A 16,699-nucleotide genomic window follows, 5' to 3' on the forward strand; every position below is an offset into this window, starting at 1 on the left:
TTACTTTGCTTCTCACGCTCTTCATTTCACTTCTCACGCTACTTATTTCGCTTCTCACATCATTCATTTCACTTCCATAACTGAAAACTGAAACTGCGACTCAAAACTGCGACTCAAAACCGAACACTATACTTTCCAAAAAAAATCCCTGGCAGCTTGCTAAAAAAACTGCCAGGGACTAACCAAAACAAAAATATGAAAAAAACTATATTTTATTTAATTTCCTTCTCCGGTGCCAGGTTTGTCTGGTTCCTGAAAACCAGGTGGCCGTCAAAACTGTCCAGTAAAATAATACTGTCTGTGGTGACTTTTCCGGAAAGGATTTCTTTGGAAAGCTGGTTCAGGACCTCTCTTTGGATGACCCTTTTTACCGGCCTTGCCCCAAATTGCGGATCGTAACCTTTTTCCGTAAGGTATTCGATGGCTTCAGGCGTGGCATCCATTGAAATGTTTTGCAGGGCGAGCATCTTGATGACGCTTTTCAGCTGCAGGCCTACAATCTTTTTGATGTTATCGTTGCTTAACGGTGTAAACATCACAATCTCATCGATACGGTTGATGAATTCCGGGCGGACGGTTTGCTTCAATAAGCCCAGGACTTCAATTTTGGCGGCTTCAATGGCGGCATCGGCACTTCCTTTGAGGTTTTCAAACTTCTCCTGGATGATATTGCTTCCCATGTTAGAGGTCATGATGATGATCGTGTTTTTGAAATCGGCAAGGCGGCCTTTGTTATCGGTTAACCGTCCTTCATCCAACACCTGCAATAAGATATTGAAAGTGTCCGGATGCGCCTTTTCTATTTCGTCCAGCAACACCACCGAGTAGGGTTTTCTCCTTACGGCTTCGGTGAGTTGCCCGCCTTCGTCATACCCTACATAACCCGGAGGAGCTCCCACCAAGCGGCTTACGCTGTGGCGTTCCTGGTACTCGCTCATATCTATACGGGTCAGGGCGTTTTCATCATCAAATAAATATTCCGCCAGGGCTTTGGCCAATTCGGTTTTCCCCACACCGGTAGTTCCCAGGAAAAGGAAAGTACCGATAGGTTTTTTCGAATCCTGCAATCCTGCCCGGCTGCGGCGCACGGCATCACTGATGGCTTCAATGGCTTCTTCCTGGCCTACGACCCTGTGATGGAGCTCGTCTTCCAGGCGCAACAGTTTTTCCCTTTCCCCCTGAAGCATTTTCATGACAGGGACACCGGTCCATTTGGCCACGACCTCCGCGATGTCTTCACGGGTCACTTCTTCTTTGATTAAGGAACTTCCGGATTGGTTTTCCTGGAGCTGTTGTTGCAAAGTGTCCAATGTGGTTTGGGCTTCTTTGATTTTTCCGTAACGGATTTCGGCCACTTTTCCATAATCGCCTTCGCGTTCGGCCCTTTCGGCATCGAGTTTGAATTCTTCAATGTCGTGTTTTACCGATTGGATGCTGTCTACCAGGTCTTTTTCCGATTTCCAGCGGGCATAGATTTCATTGCGTTCTTCTTTTAAGTTGGCTAAATCCAGGCCGAGGGCTTTTAATTTCGTTTCGTCGTTTTCCCGCTTGATGGCTTCAATTTCAATTTCCAATTGCATGATTTTCCTGTCCAGCACATCTAGTTCTTCCGGTTTGGAGTTGATTTCCATTCGTAATTTGGACGCCGCCTCATCCATTAAATCGATGGCTTTGTCCGGCAGGAAACGATTGGTGATATAACGTTGCGATAATTCGACCGCGGCAATAATCGCGTCGTCTTTAATCCTTACTTTATGGTGCGTTTCGTACTTTTCCTTAATTCCCCTGAGGATGGAAATAGCACTTTCGGTATCTGGCTCGTCTACATTTACTTTTTGGAAACGACGTTCCAGGGCTTTGTCTTTTTCGAAATATTTCTGGTATTCGTCCAGCGTGGTTGCGCCTATGGCTCTCAATTCGCCTCGGGCCAGGGCCGGTTTTAGGATGTTTGCGGCATCCATCGCACCTTCGCCACCTCCGGCACCTACAAGCGTGTGGATTTCGTCAATGAAAAGCACGATATCTCCTTCGGCTGAAGTTACTTCTTTTACAACCGATTTAAGGCGTTCTTCAAACTCCCCTTTGTATTTTGCCCCGGCAATCAAGGCTCCCATATCAAGGGAATACACAACTTTGTCCTTTAGGTTTTCCGGTACGTCACCATCTACGATTCGGTGCGCAAGGCCTTCCGCGATCGCTGTTTTCCCTACGCCGGGTTCTCCCACGAGCATTGGGTTGTTTTTGGTTCTGCGGGTTAAGATCTGCAATACACGGCGGATTTCTTCATCACGCCCGATTACTGGATCGAGTTTGCCGTTTTTGGCTAATTCGTTAAGGTTTTTGGCATATTTGTTTAAGGCATTGTAAGTCTCTTCTGCGGAAGCGGAAGTCACCCTTTCGCCCCTGCGGATTTCATTTATGGCGGCCTGCAACCCTTTTTCGGTAACGCTTTGGTCTTTTAAAATCTGCGCTACCTTGCTTTTTGACTTGAATATGGCCAGGATTAAATGTTCTATGGAAACATACTCATCGTTCATTTTCTTGGCGATGTTGTTGGCTTCATTGAGCATCGTCGAAGCGTCGCGGGACAATACCAACTCGCCCCCCGAAACTTTAGGGAAATTCTGGATGGTGCTGTCCAATATCTGTTTGAACAACTCTACGTTGATATTCAGTTTTTTAAGGATAAAAGGCGCTACGTTTTCATCCACTTCCAATATTCCTTTAAAGACGTGCTCGTTTTCTATCTGCTGCTGGCCGAAGCCTTGCGTGATCTGCTGGGCCTTTTGTAAAGCCTCCTGAGATTTGATTGTTAAATTATTTATGTTCATATTGTTAATGCTTTTGAGAATTGTAAATAGTATTTGTTACTTTGCAGTGAAATAAACAATTTGTATTCCAATTGGATTTTTCGGTCAAAATGACTGTTTTTTGTGTAAATTCGAGTTTTAATGAAGACAAAATGTCACAAAACAAGACGAAACGGGTAATTTTGGAAAGTTCAATTGCATTAATTTAATCTATAAAAATGAGTTTTTTACATAAAATATTCGGAGAAGGAGACCAAACGGAAAAGCTGCCTAAAATACATTGGCAGTATTTGGAAGAAACTCCATTAGATGAAATCGTAACCATTTCATTTGAAAAACCTGTGGTGCTCTTCAAGCACAGCACCCGTTGCGGGATCAGTAAGATGGCTTTGAAACAATTTGAGAATGAATATGCTATTGCCACAGATAAAATGGAATTGTATTTTCTGGATTTGTTGGCCTATCGTTCTATTTCGAATGCAATAGCCGAACGTTTTGGGGTTGTACACCAATCGCCTCAACTGATTGTCGTTAAGAACGGGATTTCGGTTTACGATGCTTCCCATGGCGATATTGCGGCGGAAGAATTGAAGCAATTTGTATAAAGCACCACACAGAAATAGAAAAGGCCGGTTAATACCAGCCTTTTTCAATCAATATGATCCGTTCATTTTCTGCCTGATTTCTTCAAGGCATAAATTATTGATGCTTCCTTGATGGGTATGTTTCGTATTTCCAGGAATAATGAGAGTGCCGTTTTCGATTTGTTCCGCTACGATTTTGTACGCGTCCCTAAACGGGATGCCGTTTACGACCATTTCATTGATGGCATCGACGGTAAAGGAATATTGGTATTTGGGATCCTCAAAAATACCTTCTTTAACGACAATTCCTTTTAGGGCATAATGTGCCATTTCCAGGCAGGATTTTAAACTTTCAACAGCCGGGAACAGCCCTTCTTTCAATAATTGGAAATCCCTGTGGTAACCGCTTGGCAGGTTGTTTGTAAGCAAAGTCAATTCATAGGGAAGGCTTTGGATCTTATTGCATTTTCCTCGGATAAGTTCGAAAATATCGGGGTTTTTCTTATGAGGCATAATACTGGAACCCGTTGTTAAATGGGCCGGTAATTCGATAAAATTGAAATTCTGGCTCAAATACAGGCATACATCCATAGCCAGTTTTGATAACGTCCCGGCCACACTGCTCATGGCAAAAGCCATCGTTTTTTCCGATTTTCCACGGCTCATCTGGGCAGCAACAACATTGTATTTTAACGTCGAAAAACCCAAGGCTTCGGTTGTATAGGCCCTGTCAATAGGGAAGGAGCTCCCATAACCGGCAGCAGATCCCAACGGATTCTGGTCTATTATCTGCAAGGTGGCGTTTAGAAGGGTAATATCGTCTATAAAACTTTCAGCGTAAGCGGAAAACCATAACCCGAATGACGAAGGCATAGCCACCTGTAAATGGGTATAACCCGGCAATAAGACGTGTTGGTTTTTCTCCGCAAGGTGCATCAGGAGTTCAAAAAGATTTTTCACCAATGTTTTAATGGTACTGATTTCATCTTTCAGATACAAATGGATGTCGACCAACACCTGATCGTTCCTGGAACGGGCGGTATGGATTTTCTTTCCGGCCGCACCGAGTTTTTCAATGAGCAGGTATTCGATTTGAGAGTGCACGTCTTCAAAAGTATCTTCAATACGGAATGCCCCGGCTTCAATCGTGGCGAGGATCGTTTCCAAAGCCGTTGATAATTCGATAGCTTCCTCTTGGGTAATCAAACCTGTTTTGGCCAGCATTTTGGCATGGCCGAGAGAGCCCAGTACATCGTATTTTGCCAGTACGGCATCTAGTTCCCTGTCATTGCCAACAGTAAATTGTTCTATTTTCTGGTCCGTTGGTATTCCTTTTTCCCATAGTTTCATATGTAATTCTGTATTGTGTCGGGAAACCCTATTGATTCCACAACGTGTTATTTTTGTTTTAAAAAGCCCTGGAGTATCTGGATATACAAGGCGATTCCTTCTTCAATTTCCTTGGTGTAAATAAATTCATCAGCGGTATGCGAACGCAAGGAATTTCCCGGCCCCAACTTTAAGGACTGGCAGTTCAGGACTGATTGGTCCGAAAGCGTCGGCGAACCATAAGTAGTTCGGCCTAAAGCGATACCGGACTGCACCAGCAGATGCGTTTTACTAATGGAAGAAGAGCGCAAATGCATGGATCGCGGATGTACAGCAGCTTGTATATGATGGGTTACCAGGCCTAGTATTTCTTCATTGGTATAACAGTCGTTGACACGGATATCCACAACCAGGTGGCATTCGGAAGGGACTACGTTATGCTGCTTCCCGGCATTGATCTGGGTCACCGTCATTTTTACCGGGCCGAGTACTTCCGAAACTTTCTCGAATTTGTAGGTTTTAAACCATTGCAGGACTTCCAGGCTATTATAGATGGGATTGTCAGGATTGTTGTGCGCTGCGTGGCTGGCTGTTCCGGGAACGATAACATCCAGGACCAACAATCCTTTTTCGGCAATGGCCAATTGCATTTCCGTAGGCTCTCCCACGATGGCGCAATCCAGCTCAGGCAAATGGTTTAATACGCTGTTCAGGCCGTTTGGGCCGCTGCTTTCTTCTTCGGCGGAAGCCACCATCACAATATTATGCGACAGGTTTTCCTGTTTGTGCAAATACGTAAATGCTGCCAGTAAGGAAACCAGGCAGCCTCCCGCATCATTGCTTCCCAACCCAAAGAGTTTGTCCTCTTTTTCAATTGCAGTAAAAGGATCCAAAGTATATCCCTGGTTGGGTTTGACCGTATCATGATGGGAATTGAGTAACAATGTAGGTTTTGCGGCATCAAAATAATGATTATAGGCCCAGATATTATGCTTTTCCCTTTGGAATGGAATATCGTTCTGATCAAACCAACTTGCTATTAAAAGCGCGGTTTTGTCTTCTTCACCTGAAAAAGAAGGTGTTTCGATCAGTTTTTTTAATAATGTGATGGCCTGTGATGTTAAGGCAGTGATTGCTTTCATAATTGAATGGTGGTATAAAGTGCGTTGGATTCTCCAATAACAGAATGATGGCCGATGATGATCTGCTGGACACCTTTGGAAAGGGCATAAAAGCAATTATCCAGTTTTGGGATCATCCCGGAATGAATGGCGCCAATAGCAATCAGGTCATTGTATTTTGACTGTGTGATGGTGGAAATGACCGAATTGTCATCTTCGGTATTAATCAAAACACCTTTCTTTTCAAAACAATAGGTGATTTTTACCGAATATTTCCCAGACAGGGCAACTCCCAAGGCAGAAGTGATCGTATCGGCATTAGTGTTCAGCAATTGCCCGGCACCGTCATGGGTAATGGCACAGAAAACCGGCACTATGCCTTCTTCCAGGAACATAGAAAGCATTTGATCGTTTACGGAAACGACATCGCCCACAAACCCGAAATCTGTGGTGGTGTTTTTTCTTTTTTCCGAAAGGATGAGGTTTCCGTCAGCACCTGAAAAACCAATGGATGACGTTCCCAAAGCCTGGAGTTGTGCCACGATTTTCTTGTTCAGTAATCCGGCATAGGTCATCACGGCCACATCGAGCATTGGGGCATCGGTAATTCTCCTTCCGTCTATCATTTGGGGCTGGATACCTAGTTTTTGGGCCATGCGGCTGGCTTCTTTACCACCGCCGTGTACCAGTATTTTGGGGCCTTTTATGTTGGCAAAAGCCATTAGTGTATTGGTTAACGCTTCTGCGTCATCAATGACATTCCCTCCAATCTTGACGAGTGTTACTTCTTTATTTGTTTTCATGGTTGAGCAGTTGCGTTAGTATGGCTTGAGTGGCATAAGTCCTGTTGTTGGCCTGCGGGATGACAATAGAAGCCTCGCTGTCCAGGACAGCATCGCTTACAATCTGGTTCCTCCTCACGGGCAGGCAATGCATGAATTTGGCGCGGTTGGTCAGTTCCATTTTTTCGGGGGTTACCGTCCAAGAGGCATCCTGGGAAAGGATTTTTCCGTAATCGTTGTAATTGCTCCAATTTTTGGCATAAATGAAATCGGCACCGGCAAAGGCTTCTTCCTGATTGTGGACGATTATACTACCTTTTGTTACCTCAGGATCGAGCTCATACCCGTGGGGATGTGCAATAACAAAATCGACATGGGCCATCTGCATCATTTTTACAAAAGAATTGGGGACGGCATGCGGCAATGCTTTAGGATGAGGTGCCCAGGTGAGTACAACCTTGGGTTTGCTTTTCGTTTTATATTCCTGGATGGTCAGGATGTCGGCGAGTGCCTGCAGCGGATGTTCGGTTGCGCCTTCCAGGCTGATAACGGGAACCGTGGCATATTTGACAAACGATTGGATAACCTGTTCTTCTTCATCTTTCTTTTTATCGGTCAGGGTAGGGAAGCTTCTCACGGCGATAATATCGCAGTATTGCGAAATGACCTGCGCAGCTTCTTTGATATGTTCGGCCTTGTCGCCATTCATTACGGCACCTTCTTCAAATTCGAGGCTCCAGCCTTCATTGTTCAGGTTCATGGTAATGCAGTTCATTCCTAAATTGGCCGCGGCTTTTTGGGTGCTCAGCCTGGTTCTTAAGCTGGGATTGAAAAACAGCAGCCCCAACGTCTTGTTTTCTCCCAGGGATTTGTTGGCGTAAGGATCGGATTTGATGTTTTTTGCCAGCAACAGCAATTCGTCCAGGTCTTCTATATGGTGTACGGATGTAAAATGTTTCATGTGTAATTAAGGTAAGGTTGCTAATGCGTTTTGTAAGCCTTTCACAAAAAAATCTATGGCTTCTTTTGTAATGTTTAAGGGAGGGAGGATGCGCAGCAGGTTCTTTTGCGAAGCGTTTCCGGTAAAAATGTATTCCTCACGGATCAGTTTTTCGCGCAAGGCACTCACTTCAAAATCAAATTCCAGTCCTAGCATCAGGCCTCTGCCCTTGATTTTTTTGACAGCGGGGATTTGTTCCATTTGATCGATGAAATAGCTGCTCAGAAGCGTTGCATTTTGCATTAAAAGTTCTTTTTCCAGGACTTCCAGAACCGATAAGGCTGCGGCACAGGCCAGGTGATTCCCTCCGAAGGTAGTCCCCAGTAAACCATAGGAAGCTTTGAATTTCGGGCTGATTAAAATACCGCCGATAGGAAAGCCATTGCCCATTCCTTTGGCCATGGAAATGATGTCCGGCTGGATGTTATGATGCTGGTGCGCAAAGAATTTCCCGGAACGGCCATAGCCGCTTTGGATCTCATCCAGGATCAGGATGACATTGTGGATGTGGCATATTTTTTCCAAGGCCTGAAAGAAACCGGTGGAACCTTCTTCGAGGCCGCCAACACCCTGGATACCTTCAATGATTACGGCACAAACATCTCCTTTGCTGATTTCATTTTCTACTAGGGCAATATCGTTTAGCGGCAGGAAGACTACTTCGTGGTGGAGGTTAAGAGGGGCCTGGATGGATGGGTTGTCGGTAACGGAAACTGCTGCCGAGGTCCTTCCGTGAAAAGCTTTGGCGAAAGCGATCACTTTTGATTTCCCGGTGTGGAATGAAGCCAGTTTTAATGCATTTTCATTGGCCTCCGCGCCTGAATTGCATAAAAAAAGCGAATAATCAGAATAACCCGAAACAGCTGCCAGTTTCTTCGCCAAAGCTTCCTGGATAGGATTTTGGATAGAATTGGAATAGAAACCGATTTTCTGAAGCTGTTCCGTAATGGACTTTACGTATGCGGGGTGTGAATGCCCGATGGAAATCACGCCGTGGCCTCCGTAGAAGTCCAGGTATTGTTGGTGGTTTTCGTCCCAGATGGTATGCCCTAAGGCCTTTACCGGAGTGATGTTGTATAGAGGGTAAACGTTGAATAAATTCATTTTTGTTGTATTATGATGTTGTAATTTCTGTGTTATAATTCTTTCTACCGTACATTTTTAAAAAGCACCTGATTTTAATTGCAGTCCTGTTTTCTCATCCAAACCAAACATGAGGTTCATATTCTGGATAGCCTGCCCTGACGCGCCTTTGATGAGGTTGTCTATGACCGAGGTAAGCAGTAGGTAACCGCCTTTTTTGGCTAGGCTGATGATGCATTTGTTGGTTTGCACGACCTGCTTGAGATGGATGTCTTCTGTGGTAACGACCACAAAAGGCGCATCGGCATAAAAACGGGTAAACTGCTCTACGATGGTTTCCAATGAGGCTTCGGTCTTGGTATACAAGGTGGCAAAAATGCCTCTTGTGAAATCGCCGCGGTTGGGAATGAACAGCAGTTCCTGGTCAAAGCCGTTTTGCGCTTGCTTCAGGCTTTGGTTTATTTCGTCCAAATGCTGGTGCTCGAAGGCTTTGTAATGCGACATATTGTTGTTCCTCCAGCCGTGGTGCGAAGTCCCCGAAGGCTGCACTCCGGCACCCGTACTTCCAGTTGTGGCATTGATATGGATGCTGTCCTGAAGCCAATGCTGCTTTGCCAATGGCAACAAAGCCAATTGGATAGCCGTGGCAAAACAACCGGGATTGGCAATGTATTTTGCTTTTTTGATTTCGGCCTTCTGCCATTCGGGCAAACCGTAAACAAAAGGGATTTCGTTAAAACAGGCTGTTTTTTCCAAACGGAAATCATTGCCCAGGTCGATAATCCTTGTGTGGGAAGCGAAAGGATGGCTATCCAGGAAAGCTTTCGACTGGCCGTGCCCCAGGCATAAAAAGACCACATTGACTTCCGGATTGATAGTATTGGTGAATACCAGGTTAGTGTCGCCCAGTAAATCCTGATGGATGTGGGATACCGGTTTCCCGGCATGGGTGGTGCTGTACGCGAAATCTACTATTGCGCAGGGGTGGTTTTGCAACAAACGCAACAATTCCCCGGCGGTATAGCCTGAGCCTCCGATAATTCCTGCCTTAATCATGGTGTAGTGCATTTACGTGTGAATAAATAGTTTGGGCATTGCCTAAAATTTTGATAAAGCCTTTGGCGTCTTCTGCGGACCAGGCATTGTTGATCTCTCCGTACTGCCCAAAGGTCGTATTCATCAGGTCGTGGGGAGATTCGATGCCATCTAACGAGAAATGGTAGGGCTGTAAAGTAACGGCCACTTTTCCTGTTACGGTTTGTTGGGTATCTGCCAGGAAAGCTTCAATATTCCTCATGACCGGATCCAGGAACTGGCCTTCGTGGAAGAGCATCCCGTACCAGTTGCCCAATTGTTCTTTCCAGTATTGCTGCCATTTGGTAAGCACGTGTTTTTCCAGCAGGTGGTGCGCTTTGATGATGATGAGCGGTGCAGCGGCTTCGAATCCTACTCTTCCTTTGATCCCGATGATGGTGTCACCCACATGGATGTCCCTGCCTATGGCAAACGCGCCGGCTATTTTTTCCAGTTGGAGGATGTTGTTGGCCGGGGTGTCTTTGTGGTTGTTGAGGCCGATGAGTTCTCCTTTTTCGAATTCCAGGATTACTTTTTCGGGTGCTTCTTTTTGCAATTGCGATGGGAAGGCTTCTTCCGGCAGGGGCAAATGGGAGGTTAGGGTTTCTTTCCCGCCCACGCTGGTACCCCAAATGCCTTTATTGATGGAATATTGGGCTTTTTCCCACGAATAGGGAACACCGTTTTGCTGCAAAAAGGTTACTTCTTCCTGTCTGGAAAGTTTTAGGTCCCTGATAGGCGTGATGATTTCAATTTCAGGAGCTATAGTTTGGAAGATGAGGTCGAAACGGATCTGGTCGTTTCCGGCACCGGTGCTTCCGTGTGCTATGGACGAAGCGCCGATGGCTTTGGCATACTGGATGACTTCCAGGGCCTGGAAAACTCTTTCGGCACTCACGGAAAGCGGGTACGTATTGTTTTTAAGCACATTCCCGAAGATTAAGAATTTGATGGCTTTTTGGTAGTATTTTTCAATAATATCCAGGTTGGTATGTTGCGTGCTTCCCAACTGGTAAGCTCTTTGGGCTGTTGCTTCCAATTCGGCCTGGGTAAAACCACCGGTATTGACTAAAACGGTATGGACTTCAAATCCTTGGAGAATCAGGTACTTGAGGCAATAGGAAGTGTCTAAACCACCGCTATAGGCCAATACTACTTTTTTGGGTTCTTTATTTGATGTCATGGTATTTGTTTTTTAAGAAAAGTGCCTGTTTGATGCTTTTGAGCCTGGCCAGGACTTTTGTGTTAATGGTATAAGCTGTTTTTTGTGATTTTTTTTCCTGAGGATCGAACAACATTCCGGTGCACAGGCACATTTTAAAATCTTTGCTTTGCAGGATTTCAAAATTGGTACAGGTTTTGCAGCCTGCCCAGAAGCTCGGATCGGCAGTGAGTTCCGAAAAAGGAACAGGGCGGTAACCCAGGTCGGAATTGATCTTCATCACGGCCAGCCCTGTTGTAATCCCGAATATTTTAGCCTCAGGGTACTTTTTTTGAGAATAGTTGAACACATAGGTTTTTATTTTTTTTGCCAAACCCAAATGCCTGTAGCCGGGATGGACAATAAGCCCCGAATGTGCTACGAATTTTCCGTGCTGCCAGCTTTCGATATAGCAGAACCCGGCAAACTTTTCGCCTTCCAGGGCAATCACCGCTTCCTGGTTGTCTATTTTTTTTCGGATGTATTCCGGAGTCCTTTTGGCGATGCCGGTCCCTCTTTGAAGTGCAGATGCCTGGATGGTATCACAAATTTCCTGTGCATAATGATAGTGCTCCTTTTGGGCAATAACAATGATTACATTCATTTTAATAATGAGTAAAAAAGATTAATTGAAAATAAAATACGGACGGGAGTTAGAAACAAGGCGCACTTGTTTCAGGGAAGAATAACAGACCTTACGGCCGGACTGTAGCTGGTACAGCGGGGAAAGAAAAAATAAATGATATGTGGTGAAGTCCTTTCGGGCTTACTAAACCAAATGTTTCCAAAATAAGGGAAAATAAGAAATGAATAACAATAAGAAAAACTCGGGTACTAGAATTGCGTCCGCTCTGTCCGTGAAGTGGGGATCAGGGTTTTCCGTGAAGAAAGGTTACTATGTAACTTTGTTGTTTTCATTGGGGCAAATGTAAAATATTTTTCAATACAAAAAATAAAATTTTAAAAAAGTATTACAATTATCTGTTTTGCAGATGTTTATATAAAAAAAGCACTCCCGGATGAGAGTGCTTTTTGGTATGGAAGAGGATTTTACCTCCTGAATTTGTTTCTGCTGATGATGTTCTTGAGTTTTGCCTTCAGGTCTTCCCCGGTATCGTAAACCATTTGCTCGTTGCTTGGGAATTGCACCGCTTTACGGCTGAAGTACGGCAGGTAACTTTCATCACAGGCATTTCGGTCGCCATTGTAATTGGAGTAGATGTTTTCAAAAACAAACTCGCTAGACAACGGAAAAGCTTCAATTAACTGGTTGGTCCTGAAATCGATATAATCAACTTTGGCAGTAACTTTACACTCTTTAAATTGCCTGAATTCATAAATATTGATACGGATGGTTTTTAAATTATCCACCTTGATCGGATTGCCCAAACTGTCTTTAACGGGGTTTCCTCTCGGGTCCAAAAGCAGTTTGTATCCGTCTTTGACCTGTTTTTCCTTGATGAATTCTTTTTCTTTTACTTGTTCCGGCGAAATGGCAATCTGGCGGAAGTTTACAATCAGTCCATAATCATAATTGATTCCTTTTTGGCGGTTGCTGTGGTAAACGGTCCATTTGTCGTTCAGGCCGAAAGTACTGAAATCCAGCAAATCATTCTGCAAACGCCCCGGAATGACCATATTGGTTTCGTTTTTGGTATACACGCTTACAAAATCGGTGCCTTTAAACTGGGCTTCTTCCATGAGTTGTTTTACGTCTTTATAGCCGGGATTGATGCTTTCCAGGTAGGCAAAATCATCGTAAGCCCTTCTAAAACTCATCTTATCAGTAGTTTTTAGCAATAATTTAGAGTTGTCGTATAAAAATTTGGACAGGGCATTTTTACTGCTGATGATCTGGTCTGAATAATTATCGAAAGGGAAAATGGCATTGCGCCCTTCTTTGATTAATGGCAAAGGCAACAACGGACGGATTTTTTCCTGGCGGCTGTTCAGTTGAAGGTAAGTATTGTAGATTTTTTCCAGGTTGGCCGGATTGGCGTCTTTGGCAAACATATCGATATTGCGTAGGTCACGTTCTTTGGCTTTGGCGAAAGCTTCTTCGATCAAATACACGTAATCTTGCTTTCCTTTGGCATTTTTGTTGGTTTTCAGCGCATCGGCAGCCCTGTTGATGGCACCGTCATAATCGCCATCGCTCAGCATGGTCTGGGTTTGTTTGACACCGCAAGCGGATACGATAATGAAAAGTGATAGTAAATAGGTAATTTTCTTCATAAGAACAGAATTTTGACAAATATAATTTTTTTTGAGAAGCTATCCGGCCGTCCCCGGTATCTTTTTGTACTACTTTTTCTGTACCAAAAAAGATGCCGTTTTTTTGTGCTGTTCCGAAAAAAAACCTATTCTGCTGGTTTGCAATTGTAAAGGCATAAAAAAAACTCCCGTTGTAGGAGTTTAGTTTTTTTTAGGCCGGTATTCGAGGTCGTATTCTGCGGTCCAGGTTTTTCCGTCATCATTGGAAATTTCCCCAAACTGACGGACTTTCCCTTCTTTTAGTTTGAAGAAGGTAAGCTTCCTGATGCAGGTAATGCCATTCTGGTTTTTAAAGGGGCGGCTTACAAAATGCATGGCGTCGTTCTCGAAATGGCCGGTCAGGTATTCGGTGCTTCCGCCCGTGTTGTCAACCCAATTTTGCTGCCATTGGCCGGTAGCCGAATTGTAAGTGTTGAAGCTTTTCCCGCTAAAAACCAATCCTTGTTGTGCCCCGGCAGAAGTCCATTCTTCCAAGACACAGCAATTGTCCAGGATCTTGCTTATTTTGCTGTGGCCCGCCAGTTTCCCGTTTGCGGCAAAGGCATCCCATTCTCCAATCCAAAAATCAAATTGACGGTATACGGGATCTGTATCGCAGGGTTTTTGGGCCCATGAAAAAGTGCTTATTAAAAACAAGCATGAGAGTAGCGTAATTTTTTTCATATAGTCCTTTTTAGGTAAAAAAATAAGAGCAATGTACGGGAATTGCTCTTATTTGTATGTTAATGAAAATGTAAATTGCTGATTATTTGGTAGGTATCGGAGGCAAAAGTTTGCTTGAAACCTCTCCGAAACCAATCCTTACAGCGTCATTTTTGCAAAAACCCCTCATGGTAACGGTGTCTCCATCATTGATGAATTTACGTTCGCTGCCGTCTTTCATCTGGATAGGGTTTTTTCCGCCCCAGGTCAATTCCAGCATAGAACCGAAGCTGTCCTCCGTTGGTCCGGAAATAGTGCCCGAACCCATCATGTCGCCAGAATTGATGCGGCATCCGTTAATAGTATGGTGGGCCAATTGCTGGCTCATGGTCCAGTATAAATATTTAAGGTTGGATTGGCATACAATGGTTTCTTCCCCTTTTTCAGGAGTAATCCCTACTTCAAGGTTGATGTCGAAAGCATGGTCGCCTTCCTGCTGCAAATACGGGAATGGAGCCGGCTCCTGTTTCGGGCTTGCCGTCCTGAAAGGCTCTAAAGCATCCATAGTCACGATCCATGGAGAGATAGAAGAGGCAAAGTTTTTAGCCAGGAAAGGCCCAAGAGGCACATATTCCCATTTTTGGATGTCACGGGCACTCCAGTCATTGAGCAGGACCATCCCGAAGATGTATTCTTCCGCCTCGTTTACAGGGATGTTCTCGCCCATGATATTGGCATCTGTCGTAATAAAAGCGGTTTCCAGTTCGAAATCGACTAATTTGGAAGCACCGAAAACCGGCTGCGTTTCGCCATTTGGCAATGTCTGCCCCATCGGGCGGTGTACCGGAATCCCGGAAGGGACAATGGTAGAGCTTCTTCCGTGGTAGCCAACAGGAATGTGGAGCCAGTTAGGCAACAGGGCATTTTCCGGGTCACGGAACATTTTCCCTACGTTGGTCGCATGTTCTTTACTGGAATAGAAATCAGTATAATCGCCTATAAAAACCGGCAATTGCATCTCGATATCCTTCATCCTGAAAATCACAACATCGCGGTGTTTTTTGTTGTCCCGCAAGATTGGATTCGTCTCATCGAAAATATCGGCAATACGGTTTCGGACCAATCGCCATGTTTTTTTTCCGTCGGAAATAAAGTCATTCAAAGTGTCCTGCATGAAGACATCGTCTGTCAAATCTATTCCTTCAAAATAATTTAATTGCTGCAAAGCGCCTAGATCTATCGCAAAATCTCCAATACGCGTCCCTACGGTTACAATGTTCTCTTTGGTTAAAAATACGCCAAAAGGGATGTTCTGGATGGGGAAATCGCTGTCAGTAGCTATGTCTAACCATGATTTTCTACTGGGATCGTTAGCTGTAATGGGCATAAGGTGGTGTGTTTTATATGTTGAAAAATCTTGACCCAAATATATCATAATATGAGGTTTTAGCCAACGTTTTTTTGTATTTTTGAACTCAAATTAATGAAATTCTATAAAATGCAACGCGACGAACAAATTTTTGACCTTATTCTTGAGGAACAAGACAGACAAATCCACGGACTGGAACTTATTGCATCAGAGAACTTTGTAAGTGATCAGGTAATGGAAGCTGCCGGTTCCGTTTTAACCAATAAATATGCCGAAGGGTATCCTGGAAAAAGATATTACGGTGGCTGTGAAGTAGTCGATGTAATCGAGCAGATTGCCATTGACAGGGCTAAAGCGCTTTTCGGTGCCGAATACGTAAATGTGCAGCCGCATTCCGGTTCCCAGGCCAATACAGCCGTTTTTGCAGCCTGTCTTAAGCCCGGCGATAAGATTTTAGGCTTTGATTTGTCTCATGGCGGGCACCTTACACACGGTTCGCCGGTTAACTTTTCGGGGAAACTGTACAATCCTTCCTTTTATGGGGTAGAACCGGAAACAGGAATGCTGAATTACGATAAAATCCAGGAAGCGGCTACCAAAGAACAGCCGAAATTAATCATTGCAGGTGCTTCAGCATATTCCCGCGACATGGATTTCAAACGTTTCCGTGAAATTGCAGATTCAGTAGGAGCAATTTTAATGGCCGATATTTCCCACCCTGCAGGCTTGATTGCCAAAGGTTTGATGAACGACCCAATCCCTCATTGCCATATCGTAACCACAACAACGCACAAAACATTGCGCGGGCCACGTGGCGGTATGATCATGATGGGTAAGGATTTTGAGAACCCTTGGGGATTGACCACGCCTAAAGGAGAAATCCGTATGATGTCACACGTTTTGGACATGTCTGTTTTCCCGGGCAACCAGGGAGGGCCTTTGGAGCATATCATTGCAGCCAAAGCAGTAGCTTTCGGTGAAGCCCTTACAGATGAGTTCTTTACCTACGCCATGCAGGTGCAGAAAAACGCCAAAGCGATGGCAGAAGCTTTCGTAAAAAGAGGCTATAACATCATTTCCGGCGGAACAGACAACCACATGATGCTGATCGATCTTAGGAATAAGAATATTTCCGGTAAGGAAGCGGAAAATGCTTTGGTAAAAGCGGAAATCACAGTCAATAAGAATATGGTGCCGTTTGATGACAAATCACCGTTTGTGACTTCTGGGATCCGTGTAGGGACACCGGCCATCACAACACGTGGTTTGGTTGAGGCAGATATGGAAACAATCGTTTCTTTCATCGATAAGGTAATCATGAACCATACTGACGAAGCTGTTTTGGAAGAAGTGGCCGACCAGGTAAATGAAATGATGGGCGAGAGAGCTATTTTTGTTTTCTAATATCCTCAAATACATACATATAAGAA

General features: G+C 44.5%; 14 protein-coding genes. 2 read left to right on the forward strand and 12 right to left on the reverse strand.

The features are described 5' to 3' along the window. Positions 1 to 212 precede the first annotated feature (212 nt). On the reverse strand, positions 213 to 2,831 hold the full coding sequence (clpB, locus tag E4635_RS09475; RefSeq protein ID WP_135526396.1) for an ATP-dependent chaperone ClpB: 2,619 nt from the start codon (positions 2,829 to 2,831) through the stop codon (positions 213 to 215). A 197-nt stretch (positions 2,832 to 3,028) separates the two neighbouring features. Between clpB and ytxJ the strand changes: the two genes are divergently transcribed. After that, positions 3,029 to 3,415 (forward strand): bacillithiol system redox-active protein YtxJ, encoded by a 387-nt coding sequence (gene ytxJ, locus E4635_RS09480; RefSeq protein WP_135526397.1) that lies wholly within the window; start codon positions 3,029 to 3,031, stop codon positions 3,413 to 3,415. Between the two features lie 48 nt (positions 3,416 to 3,463). On the opposite strand, the gene argH is transcribed toward ytxJ, so the two are convergent. The 11 genes from argH to fahA all read right to left on the reverse strand — a co-directional run bounded on the left by argH (position 3,464) and on the right by fahA (position 15,287). Continuing rightward, positions 3,464 to 4,744, reverse strand: coding sequence for an argininosuccinate lyase (gene argH / locus E4635_RS09485; RefSeq protein ID WP_135526398.1), 1,281 nt, complete (start codon positions 4,742 to 4,744; stop codon positions 3,464 to 3,466). 47 nt (positions 4,745 to 4,791) lie between these two features. Beyond that, a complete protein-coding gene (locus E4635_RS09490) occupies positions 4,792 to 5,865 on the reverse strand; it encodes a M20 family metallo-hydrolase (protein ID WP_135526399.1) in 1,074 nt (357 codons plus the stop codon). Beyond that, positions 5,862 to 6,647: an acetylglutamate kinase gene (gene argB, locus E4635_RS09495; protein WP_135526400.1), complete on the reverse strand. Its 786-nt coding sequence runs from the start codon at positions 6,645 to 6,647 to the stop codon at positions 5,862 to 5,864. The genes E4635_RS09490 and argB overlap by 4 nt, the downstream gene beginning before the upstream one ends. Continuing rightward, positions 6,634 to 7,587, reverse strand: coding sequence for an N-acetylornithine carbamoyltransferase (locus tag E4635_RS09500; protein ID WP_135526401.1), 954 nt, complete (start codon positions 7,585 to 7,587; stop codon positions 6,634 to 6,636). The genes argB and E4635_RS09500 overlap by 14 nt, the downstream gene beginning before the upstream one ends. A 6-nt stretch (positions 7,588 to 7,593) precedes the next feature. Further along, entirely contained in the window at positions 7,594 to 8,730 is a 1,137-nt protein-coding gene (locus E4635_RS09505; protein ID WP_135526402.1) for an aspartate aminotransferase family protein, read from the reverse strand. 57 nt (positions 8,731 to 8,787) lie between these two features. Continuing rightward, on the reverse strand, positions 8,788 to 9,765 hold the full coding sequence (argC, locus tag E4635_RS09510) for an N-acetyl-gamma-glutamyl-phosphate reductase (protein WP_135526403.1): 978 nt from the start codon (positions 9,763 to 9,765) through the stop codon (positions 8,788 to 8,790). Then, entirely contained in the window at positions 9,758 to 10,966 is a 1,209-nt protein-coding gene (locus E4635_RS09515; RefSeq protein ID WP_135526404.1) for an argininosuccinate synthase, read from the reverse strand. Before E4635_RS09515 ends, argC begins: the two co-directional genes overlap by 8 nt. Next, positions 10,953 to 11,588, reverse strand: a complete 636-nt coding sequence (locus tag E4635_RS09520; RefSeq protein ID WP_135526405.1) for a GNAT family N-acetyltransferase — start codon at positions 11,586 to 11,588, stop codon at positions 10,953 to 10,955. Before E4635_RS09520 ends, E4635_RS09515 begins: the two co-directional genes overlap by 14 nt. Positions 11,589 to 12,034: 446 nt before the next feature. Further along, positions 12,035 to 13,219 carry a hypothetical protein gene (locus E4635_RS09525; RefSeq protein WP_135526406.1) on the reverse strand — a complete coding sequence of 395 codons (1,185 nt, stop codon included), beginning with the start codon at positions 13,217 to 13,219 and terminating at the stop codon, positions 12,035 to 12,037. A 180-nt stretch (positions 13,220 to 13,399) separates the two neighbouring features. Continuing rightward, complete coding sequence (locus E4635_RS09530) at positions 13,400 to 13,921, reverse strand: hypothetical protein (RefSeq protein ID WP_135526407.1); 522 nt, start codon at positions 13,919 to 13,921, stop codon at positions 13,400 to 13,402. 82 nt (positions 13,922 to 14,003) lie between these two features. Beyond that, the gene (fahA, locus tag E4635_RS09535) at positions 14,004 to 15,287 is read right to left on the reverse strand and encodes a fumarylacetoacetase (protein ID WP_135526408.1); all 1,284 of its coding nucleotides are present in this window, start codon (positions 15,285 to 15,287) and stop codon (positions 14,004 to 14,006) included. 111 nt (positions 15,288 to 15,398) lie between these two features. Here fahA and glyA point away from each other — a divergent pair, with 111 nt between their 5' ends. Further along, positions 15,399 to 16,673 (forward strand): serine hydroxymethyltransferase, encoded by a 1,275-nt coding sequence (glyA, locus tag E4635_RS09540; protein ID WP_135526471.1) that lies wholly within the window; start codon positions 15,399 to 15,401, stop codon positions 16,671 to 16,673. The last annotated feature ends 26 nt before the right edge of the window (positions 16,674 to 16,699 follow it).

It is taken from the genome of Flavobacterium humi, from assembly GCF_004745595.1.
Classification (GTDB): domain Bacteria; phylum Bacteroidota; class Bacteroidia; order Flavobacteriales; family Flavobacteriaceae; genus Flavobacterium; species Flavobacterium humi.

Excerpts from the sequence above, each read along its gene's own strand:
- clpB (WP_135526396.1), bottom strand. The coding sequence starts at position 2,831 with ATGAACATAAATAATTTAACAATCAAATCTCAGGAGGCTTTACAAAAG.
- ytxJ (WP_135526397.1), top strand. The coding sequence starts at position 3,029 with ATGAGTTTTTTACATAAAATATTCGGAGAAGGAGACCAAACGGAAAAG.
- argH (WP_135526398.1), bottom strand. The coding sequence starts at position 4,744 with ATGAAACTATGGGAAAAAGGAATACCAACGGACCAGAAAATAGAACAA.
- E4635_RS09490 (WP_135526399.1), bottom strand. The coding sequence starts at position 5,865 with ATGAAAGCAATCACTGCCTTAACATCACAGGCCATCACATTATTAAAA.
- argB (WP_135526400.1), bottom strand. The coding sequence starts at position 6,647 with ATGAAAACAAATAAAGAAGTAACACTCGTCAAGATTGGAGGGAATGTC.
- E4635_RS09500 (WP_135526401.1), bottom strand. The coding sequence starts at position 7,587 with ATGAAACATTTTACATCCGTACACCATATAGAAGACCTGGACGAATTG.
- E4635_RS09505 (WP_135526402.1), bottom strand. The coding sequence starts at position 8,730 with ATGAATTTATTCAACGTTTACCCTCTATACAACATCACTCCGGTAAAG.
- argC (WP_135526403.1), bottom strand. The coding sequence starts at position 9,765 with ATGATTAAGGCAGGAATTATCGGAGGCTCAGGCTATACCGCCGGGGAA.
- E4635_RS09515 (WP_135526404.1), bottom strand. The coding sequence starts at position 10,966 with ATGACATCAAATAAAGAACCCAAAAAAGTAGTATTGGCCTATAGCGGT.
- E4635_RS09520 (WP_135526405.1), bottom strand. The coding sequence starts at position 11,588 with ATGAATGTAATCATTGTTATTGCCCAAAAGGAGCACTATCATTATGCA.
- E4635_RS09525 (WP_135526406.1), bottom strand. The coding sequence starts at position 13,219 with ATGAAGAAAATTACCTATTTACTATCACTTTTCATTATCGTATCCGCT.
- E4635_RS09530 (WP_135526407.1), bottom strand. The coding sequence starts at position 13,921 with ATGAAAAAAATTACGCTACTCTCATGCTTGTTTTTAATAAGCACTTTT.
- fahA (WP_135526408.1), bottom strand. The coding sequence starts at position 15,287 with ATGCCCATTACAGCTAACGATCCCAGTAGAAAATCATGGTTAGACATA.
- glyA (WP_135526471.1), top strand. The coding sequence starts at position 15,399 with ATGCAACGCGACGAACAAATTTTTGACCTTATTCTTGAGGAACAAGAC.